A 6,476-nucleotide genomic window follows, 5' to 3' on the forward strand; every position below is an offset into this window, starting at 1 on the left:
CAACTTTCGGCCCGCCGACCACGCACATGATGCGTGGTCGGCGGGCTGAAGTGCATTTCAATCGATGTCGTTTTCTGATCGTTGGACGACTCTCGATCGCTGGTCGAGGTGCGAGGCGCCCCAGGCGCCGAGCGTCGAGACCGCGTAACCCTTACGCGGCAACGCACCTCACGCCGGCGCCACAGGCACCGCCGGCAGTTGACTCGAACCCCGAAGCGCTGCAGGGAGATACTGCGGCGCCGGATTGCCGTCGTGTGCCTGATCCCATGCGGGATAGAAGAACTTGTGCCATCCGGTCGCGAAGATCAGTGCGCGAGAACCGGTTCGGCAGGCCACCTCGTTCGGCGCAGGCACCGTACAGGTAACCCCTGCAATCGTCACCCCCTGCCCGACGTGCAGGACGGGCGGCCGGAACCCGGTCGTGGAGCCGAAACGATAGGTCGGGGCGAACGGCCAGTTGGTGCGCACCCAGAACGGTCCCTGCTGATCGCCGGCAATGGTCGCGCCGAGTGTCCGCGACGTCGGGGTGTCGGCGGGTGCGGTGGCCGGGCTGCCCGTACAACCGACGTAGCGATACTGCGGGCCGATCTGGCACATGTAGCGCCCAGTGGTGAAGAACGACCGCCCGTTGTCCTCGTAGGCCAGCGAGCGGAACGCGTCGGGGTTTACCGGGGTGTAGCGGCTCAGGTCGAATTCTGCGGGCAGTGGGGGCGGCGGAGCGGCCGACGCATCCGATGCCAGCATGGCGGGCGCGACGACGGCCATGGCGGCGGCAACGCCGACCGTGGCGAGCGCGCGCGACAACGTACCGAACGTGCGAATCCTGGACACGGGCTTCATTGCATCACAGTCGTGTGGAGGCGGGGGAGCGTTTGATCCTCGTCGTGGCGGCCGCACGCGCGGGCCGCGTCGAGAGCGTCCCAATGCGGTGTCATCGCCGGCTCACGGACTGTTCACGAGCTGGTAAACGCCCAGTGGTTGCCGTCACTCGCAACACGCCCGGCCGCCACATTCAAGCGACACGCCGAGGAAGTAAAGAACTCGTCTCTGTGGAATTCGTGCACATGGTCTGAGCTGCAGTGATGGGACAAATCGCGTCAACATTCCCCACCTTGTCCACAGGCCGTCGCCAGCGACCCACAGGCCGCACCCGAAGCGTCCACAATTGGTGCACAGCTCGGTCCACAGGCGCGTTTGAACGCGCGCCGGTCTCCTCCTAGGGTCACCTCTCAGGGTGAATCGGCACCGGTGTCGGCGACGTGATCGCGGGTTCTGTCGGTGGCCGCGGGTATTGAGTACGTCGGGTACTGAGTACGGCAGAGAGAGCAGGGGCGGATCCGTGTTGCGGATCTGCCGTGATCGGCGCGAGAGGTTGGGGCATCGGTGGCGGTTGTCGACGATCGCGGGCACGGCGCCCGGCGTGATTCCGGACGCGGGGGGTCCGGGGGTTTCGACGACGAAGCGCCGATCCCGACCGAAGAATTCGGTCGCCAACCACCACAGGACATGGCCGCCGAGCAATCGGTCCTCGGTGGCATGCTGTTGTCGAAGGACGCCATCGCCGACGTCGTCGAGAAAATCCGGCCGGCCGACTTCTACCGGCCCGCGCACCAGGCCGTCTACGACGCCATCCTCGAGCTCTACGGCAAGGGTGAGCCCGCCGACGCCGTGACCGTCTCTGCCGAGCTGGAGCGCGCCGGAGAGCTGCGCCGCGTGGGCGGTGCACCCTATCTGCACACCCTCATCTCCACGGTGCCCACAGCCGCGAACGCCGGCTACTACGCCGAGATCGTCGCCGAGAAGGCCATCCTGCGGCGACTCGTGGAGGCCGGAACCCGCATCGTGCAGTTCGGTTACTCCGGGGCCGACGGCCAGGACGTCGCGGAGGTCGTCGACCGGGCGCAGGCCGAGGTGTACGAGGTCACCGAGCGCCGCACCGCCGAGGACTATGTTCCCCTCGAGGAGCTCCTGCAGCCGACGATGGACGAGATCGACTCGATCGCCTCGCGAGGCGGGCTGTCACTCGGTGTGCCAACGGGTTTCGCCGATCTCGACAAGCTCACCAACGGACTGCATCCAGGGCAGATGATCATCGTGGCGGCACGTCCTGGTGTCGGCAAGGCGCTGTCGCTGGACACGCCGCTGCCCACGCCCACGGGCTGGACCACGATGGGCCGCGTCGCCGTCGGCGACAAACTGCTCGACGCCCACGGCCGCCCCACCACTGTCGTGGCCGCGACCGATGTTATGACCGAACGGCCCTGCTATGAGGTCGAATTCGCCGACGGCAACAGCATCCTCGCCGACGCCTGGCACGAGTGGGCAATCGAGGTCGACGGCAGCAGTCAGGTCGTCACCACCGAGGGCATGTGTGCCCACGTCGGCAGCGCCTTCATTCGCAACACCAAGCCACTTGAACTGCCGCGCAAGCGATTTGCCTACGGACCGTACACCGTCGCCGCGTTGGCTGGTATGGCTTTTGACGATCCCGAGATCGGGATGCGCATCGACGCCGAGGGTCCCGTCGACGTGATGACATTGATGGCCGACCTCGGCGGGCGTATCCCCTACGAGTATCTGCGCGGCTCCATCGCTCAGCGCCGCGCCCTGCTCGCGGGTTTGCTGGACGCCCGCGCGACCGTCGACGACGACGGCTGGATCACAGTGCCCGCCGCCACCCGGCACATGACCGCCGTGGTGGCCGACCTCGTCGCCGGACTCGGTTACACCTACCGTCGTTCGGCCACCGGGTGGCTCCGCGTCGACGCCGACGACGACGTGTTCACCGTTCATCATAAAGCGTTGCGGCACAAGGAACTCCGACGCCCGGCAGGCGTGCGGCGCATCGTCGCGGTGCGTCCCGTCGACAGCGTCCCGGTGCGATGCGTGCAGGTCGACAACGATGATCACCTGTTCCTCGCAGGCGAGGCAATGGTACCCACCCACAATTCGACGCTCGCCATGGACTTTTTGCGGTCGTGCTCGATTCACCACCACATGACCGGCGCCATGTTCTCCCTGGAAATGAGCAAGGTCGAGATCGTCATGCGACTACTCTCGGCCGAGGCCAAGGTGAAACTCGGTGACATGCGCGGCGGTTCGATGACCGACGACGACTGGACCCGACTGGCCCGACGTATGGGTGAGATCTCCGAGGCGCCACTGTTCATCGACGACTCGCCCAACCTCACCATGATGGAGATTCGAGCCAAAGCCCGACGGCTCAAACAGCGCAACGACCTCAAACTCGTGGTGGTGGACTACATGCAGCTGATGACCTCCGGCAAGAAGGTCGAGTCACGTCAGCAAGAGGTCTCGGAGTTCTCCCGTCAATTGAAGCTTCTCGCAAAGGAACTCGAGGTTCCGGTGGTCGCGATCAGCCAGCTGAACCGTGGTCCCGAGCAGCGAACCGACAAGAAGCCACAGGTGTCGGATCTGCGCGAATCGGGTTGTCTTCCCGCATCGACGCGAATCCTTCGTGCAGACGACGGGTCCGAGGTGACCATCGGCGAGTTGTTGGAGTCCGGAGAGCAACCGCTCGTGTGGTCGCTCGACGAACGCCTTCGCATGGTTGCCAGGCCCATGGTCAAGGTGTTCCCGAGTGGACGCAAGGAAGTGTTCCGCGTGCGGATGGCATCGGGACGCGTGGTCGAGGCGACGGGGAATCATCCGTTCATGACCTTGGACGGGTGGATCCCCCTTGCTGAGATGTCGGTCAACGATCGCGTCGCGGCACCGAGGTGGACACCAGAGCCGCACGAGACAACGGTGATGGCTGAGCAAGAGATCGTCCTCTTAGCTCATATGATTGGCGACGGGTCGTGTGTGAAGCGCCAACCCATTCGCTACGCAAGTATTGATGAGGAGAACCTTGCGGCGGTCTCGGACGCAGCCAACTTCTTCGGGGTAACCCCAATCCGTGACGAATACGCTGCGGCACGAGTTACAACCCTGCGACTGCCGGCGCCGTATCAACTGACTCATGGGAAGCGGAACCCGATCGCTGCGTGGCTGGATGGACTCGGACTGTTCGGGCTTCGAAGCTACGAGAAGTTCGTCCCCACGGCTGTGTTCTCACTGCCGAACGATCAGATCGCTCTGTTCCTGCATCACCTGTGGGCGACGGACGGGTCGGTGCGCTGGGATGAGAAGGCGGGCATCGCGCGACTGTACTATGCGACCACCTCGCGGCGGCTCGCGGATGACGTGGCGCAGCTCCTGCTGAGGTTTGGAATCTACGCGAGGACAGTCCGAACTGAAAAAGCTGGATACCGTGCTTGCTGGCACGTGACGATCACAGGCGTGGAGAATCAGTCGGCGTTCTTGGGGAAGATTGGAATCCACGGAGAGCGTGGACAGCTCGGCAAGGATGTACTCAACAGGCTGTCGACCATCCAGTCGAATACCAACACGGACACCGTGCCGAAAGAAGTGTGGACTCAGGTCCGGGAACTGTTGAAACACAGCGGAATGACGCATCGGGAGTTCGCTGCTGCAATGGGTTCGCGGTTCTGCGGATCAACGATGTGGAAGCACTCGCCGAGCCGTGCGCGGCTTGCTCGAGTTGCAGAGGTGTTGAAGAGCGCTGACATCGAAATGCTCTGTACCAACGATGTCTACTGGGATCGGATCGTTGAAATTGAGAGTCTCGGAGAACAAGACGTGTACGACGGAACCGTTCCCGGCACGCACAACTTCATCGCAGATGGCATCGCTGTTCACAACAGCCTGGAGCAGGACGCCGACATGGTGATCCTGCTTCATCGACCCGACGCATTCGAGCGCGACGACCCCCGCGCTGGTGAGGCTGACATCATCGTCGGAAAGCACCGTAATGGTCCAACCGCCACGATTACCGTTGCGCACCAACTACATTTGAGCCGATTCGTGGATATGGCGAGGGGCTGAGAACTGCTTGTAGGCTCTCATTTCAGATGGCCAAATCTCAACGGTAGTGGCCACTGACTGGCCAATTGGCCATAAGTTGAGATTTCCCGGGGTGCACCCCGGCGTGTCGTAGCTGACGGAGCCCGTCGCAGGCGCAATCTGGTGGCTGGAGATACCCAGCTCGCGCAAGGGGCGGCCGATGGCTACCACCCAACTTCCCTCGAATACGGCAGGCGGCGGCCCGGCGTCGGTAGTGGATCTCACATCGGTGATGGTGAAAGTCCGGTCTCGGCTCGATTGCTCCGAACGGTCAGGACCGTGGAAGGACGTGACGACGCAGCGTCTGCGTGCGGCGGCTCCGTGGAGAACGTTCCGTTGGTTCAAGGGGCAGAAGCATTACTCGGGCACATACTGGGCTGCGACCTGCGCCAGCCACGTGACTTATGAGTCACGTCTGGAGCTTGGCCGATTGCTGCTCGCCGACTTCGATAAGTCGGTGTCGTGGGTCGTTTCACAACCGTTCTTGTTGGAGACGGTCGTCGAAGGCCAAGTGCGGCGCCACGTTCCGGACTACTTGTTGTTCACCGATGACGGCCCAGTGGTCGTGGACGTGAAACCGGCAGCGCAGATACTTAAACCTATTGTCGCACAGACATTTGCGTGGACGAAGGAAGTTGTTCACTCGCGGGGTTGGTCCTATGAAGTGTGGACTGGTGACGCGTCGGTGCATCTGTCCAACATCCGATTCTTGGCGGGATTCCGTCGGCATCAGTACTTCCGTGAGGAGGCGATCGAGCGAATGTCGCTACCCCATTTGATTGGAATGACTGTCAGAGAAGCGATTTCACAGGAGCAACATCTGTCGGCCGACGCCGCCCGTGCGGCGTTGATGCATGTGCTGTGGCGTCAGCAGTTCGCAGTTGACCTCTTGCGACCGTTGAGTGGGGCTCGGGTACTGGAGAGCGCCGTATGACTATGCATGTCTCGGTGGGGGTGGGGACGCGTCTCGTCTATGACGGTGAAATCGTCGAAGTCACTGAGCTATTGCCGAGTGCGTCAGGCACGGTAGTCGTCGTGCGCTACAGGAGGACCCAACGAGTTGCACAACTAGCGGTCAAAGAGATCTTCGGCGGCGAGCGCGTCCGGATACTGTCGGGCAATCCCGGCCCATCTGCCGATGATCCGATCGAGCTACCCGCGGTCGTGTTGTCGAATTTAACTGCACCCGAACGCGAAACCGTGTTGGAGCGCGCGGCCCATCTGCGTGAGATGCTAACCGGCTACCGGTCGGGGCATCCGGAGACAGCAAACGCAGATGAGCCACGACCAGAGTACCGACCAGACGTCCCGCTGATGAAGCGCTACCAATCGAAGGCAGCAGAACTTGGCGTCGGGGTCCGAACGTTGCGTCGCTGGACGAGCGAGTTTCGTCAAACCGGAGAAGCGGGATTGGTGGAAGCCAAGCCGCCTACGTCCCCAACCGGCAATGTTGACGATCGCTGGGTGCAGACAGCGATCGAGGTCATGGTCGAACTGGGGTTCCCCCGAAAAAATGGACACGGTTAGCTTGATTGCTGACTTGCGTGCGA

4 protein-coding genes are annotated in these 6,476 nt (G+C 62.8%); 3 read left to right on the forward strand and 1 reads right to left on the reverse strand.

The window, feature by feature from the left end; translation table 11 throughout:
• Positions 1–168: 168 nt before the first annotated feature.
• On the reverse strand, positions 169–840 hold the full coding sequence (locus tag P3L18_RS26130; protein ID WP_079931848.1) for a hypothetical protein: 672 nt from the start codon (positions 838–840) through the stop codon (positions 169–171).
• A gap of 627 nt (positions 841–1,467) precedes the next feature.
• On the opposite strand from P3L18_RS26130, the gene P3L18_RS26135 reads away from it, so the two are divergent.
• The 3 genes from P3L18_RS26135 to P3L18_RS26145 all read left to right on the forward strand — a co-directional run bounded on the left by P3L18_RS26135 (position 1,468) and on the right by P3L18_RS26145 (position 6,453).
• Positions 1,468–4,908: a replicative DNA helicase gene (locus P3L18_RS26135; protein WP_276115770.1), complete on the forward strand. Its 3,441-nt coding sequence runs from the start codon at positions 1,468–1,470 to the stop codon at positions 4,906–4,908.
• Between the two features lie 307 nt (positions 4,909–5,215).
• On the forward strand, positions 5,216–5,860 hold the full coding sequence (locus P3L18_RS26140) for a TnsA-like heteromeric transposase endonuclease subunit (protein WP_276115768.1): 645 nt from the start codon (positions 5,216–5,218) through the stop codon (positions 5,858–5,860).
• The gene (locus tag P3L18_RS26145; RefSeq protein WP_276115769.1) at positions 5,857–6,453 is read left to right on the forward strand and encodes a helix-turn-helix domain-containing protein; all 597 of its coding nucleotides are present in this window, start codon (positions 5,857–5,859) and stop codon (positions 6,451–6,453) included. The genes P3L18_RS26140 and P3L18_RS26145 overlap by 4 nt, the downstream gene beginning before the upstream one ends.
• Positions 6,454–6,476 lie beyond the last annotated feature (23 nt).

It is taken from the genome of Gordonia sp. N1V, from assembly GCF_029269935.1.
GTDB lineage: Bacteria > Actinomycetota > Actinomycetes > Mycobacteriales > Mycobacteriaceae > Gordonia > Gordonia polyisoprenivorans.